The sequence below is a fragment of the Nocardioides sp. NPDC087217 genome (assembly GCF_044744805.1).
Lineage (GTDB): Bacteria > Actinomycetota > Actinomycetes > Propionibacteriales > Nocardioidaceae > Nocardioides.
On sequence record NZ_JBIUZB010000017.1, the window covers coordinates 1 to 2,500 of the forward strand.

At 55.4% G+C, this 2,500-nt stretch carries 1 rRNA gene (cut by a window edge); it reads right to left on the reverse strand.

Annotation, left to right across the window (positions count from 1 at the left end):
- Positions 1 to 25: 25 nt before the first annotated feature.
- Positions 26 to 2,500: ribosomal RNA gene (locus ACIO3S_RS29695) — 23S ribosomal RNA — on the reverse strand; it runs 616 nt beyond the window's last position.

Sequence of the window (2,500 nt, forward strand, 5' to 3'; positions counted from 1 at the left end):
TTGTTGTTTTTGTTGAGGGTTTATGAAAGATAAGCCCTCGGCCTATTAGTACCGGTCGGCTGGGCATCACTGCTGTACACCTCCGGCCTATCAACCCCATAGTCTGTAGGGGGCCTTAACCCATAAAGGGTGGGAAACCTCATCTTGAAACGTGCTTCCCGCTTAGATGCGTTCAGCGGTTATCACTTCCGAACGTAGCCAACCAGCCATGCACCTGGCGGTACAACTGGCACACCAGAGGTTCGTCCATCCCGGTCCTCTCGTACTAGGGACAGCCTTTCTCAAGTTTCCTACGCGCGCGGCGGATAGGGACCGAACTGTCTCACGACGTTCTAAACCCAGCTCGCGTGCCGCTTTAATGGGCGAACAGCCCAACCCTTGGGACCTACTCCAGCCCCAGGATGCGACGAGCCGACATCGAGGTGCCAAACCATCCCGTCGATATGGACTCTTGGGGAAGATCAGCCTGTTATCCCCGGGGTACCTTTTATCCGTTGAGTGACCACGCTTCCACATGCCGTGGCCAGATCACTAGTTCCGACTTTCGTCCCTGCTCGACATGTCTGTCTCACAGTCAAGCTCCCTTGTGCACTTACACTCGCCACCTGATTGCCAACCAGGCTGAGGGAACCTTTGAGCGCCTCCGTTACACTTTAGGAGGCAACCGCCCCAGTTAAACTACCCATCAGGCACTGTCCCTGAACCAGATCATGGTCCGAAGTTAGACATCTAGTACGACCAGAGTGGTATTTCAACGATGACTCCACACACACTGGCGTGTGCGCTTCACAGTCTCCCACCTATCCTACACAAGCCGAACCAAACACCAATACCAAACTATAGTAAAGGTCCCGGGGTCTTTCCGTCCTGCCGCGCGTAACGAGCATCTTTACTCGTAGTGCAATTTCGCCGAGTCCACGGTTGAGACAGCGCCCAAGTCGTTACTCCATTCGTGCAGGTCGGAACTTACCCGACAAGGAATTTCGCTACCTTAGGATGGTTATAGTTACCACCGCCGTTTACTGGGGCTTAAATTCTGAGCTTCGCCGTGAGGCTAACCCGTCCTCTTAACCTTCCAGCACCGGGCAGGAGTCAGTCCGTATACATCGTCTTACAACTTCGCACGGACCTGTGTTTTTAGTAAACAGTCGCTTGGGCCTGGTCTCTGCGGCCCTTCACGCTTCCCCCAGCTAGTGGGTTCACGATCCGGGCCCCCCTTCTCCCGAAGTTACGGGGGCATTTTGCCGAGTTCCTTAACCATGGTTCGCTCGATCGCCTCGGTATTCTCTACCTGATCACCTGAGTCGGTTTGGGGTACGGGCGGCTCATGACTCGCTAGAGGTTTTTCTCGACAGCATAGGATCATCGACTTCCCCAAACGGGTCCGTATCACGTCTCAGGCACACAGTGTGCGGATTTGCCTACACACAGCCCTACACGCTTACCCGTAGACAACCATCGCTACGGTTCGACTACCTTCCTGCGTCACCCCATCACTTGACTACTACACACTTGGGTCCCATGTTCCACACACACGCCTCACCCCGAAGGGATCGGTCACGCATGCTTCAGATGGTTAGCATCATGCGCCTCATCATGGGCGTCACTTCGCCGGTACGGGAATATCAACCCGTTGTCCATCGACTACGCCTGTCGGCCTCGCCTTAGGTCCCGACTTACCCAGGGCAGATTAGCTTGACCCTGGAACCCTTGATCAATCGGCGGATGTGTTTCTCACACATCATTCGCTACTCATGCCTGCATTCTCACTCGCGTACCGTCCACCGCTGGATCACTCCGCTGCTTCACTCGATACACGACGCTCCCCTACCCACCCCGGAAAACCGGAGTGCCATAGCTTCGGCGGATAACTTGAGCCCCGCTACATTGTCGGCGCGGAATCACTTGACCAGTGAGCTATTACGCACTCTTTCAAGGGTGGCTGCTTCCAAGCCAACCTCCTGGTTGTCACTGCGACTCCACATCCTTTTCCACTTAGTTATCGCTTAGGGGCCTTAGCTGATGGTCTGGGCTGTTTCCCTCTCGACAATGGAGCTTATCCCCCACTGTCTCACTGCTGCGCTCTCACTTACCGGCATTCGGAGTTTGGCTAACGTCAGTAACCTGGTCGGGCCCATCGGCTATCCAGTGCTCTACCTCCGGCAAGAAACACGCAACGCTGCACCTAAATGCATTTCGGGGAGAACCAGCTATCACGAAGTTTGATTGGCCTTTCACCCCTAACCACAGGTCATCCCCTCCATTTTCAACTGAAGTGGGTTCGGTCCTCCACGCCGTCTTACCGGCGCTTCAACCTGCCCATGGCTAGATCACTTCGCTTCGGGTCTAGAGCGCGCGACTCAATCGCCCTATTAGGACTCGCTTTCGCTACGGCTTCCCCACACGGGTTAACCTTGCCACACACCGCTAACTCGCAGGCTCATTCTTCAAAAGGCACGCCATCACCCCCACTGCCACAAGGCCGGCCGGGCTCTGACGG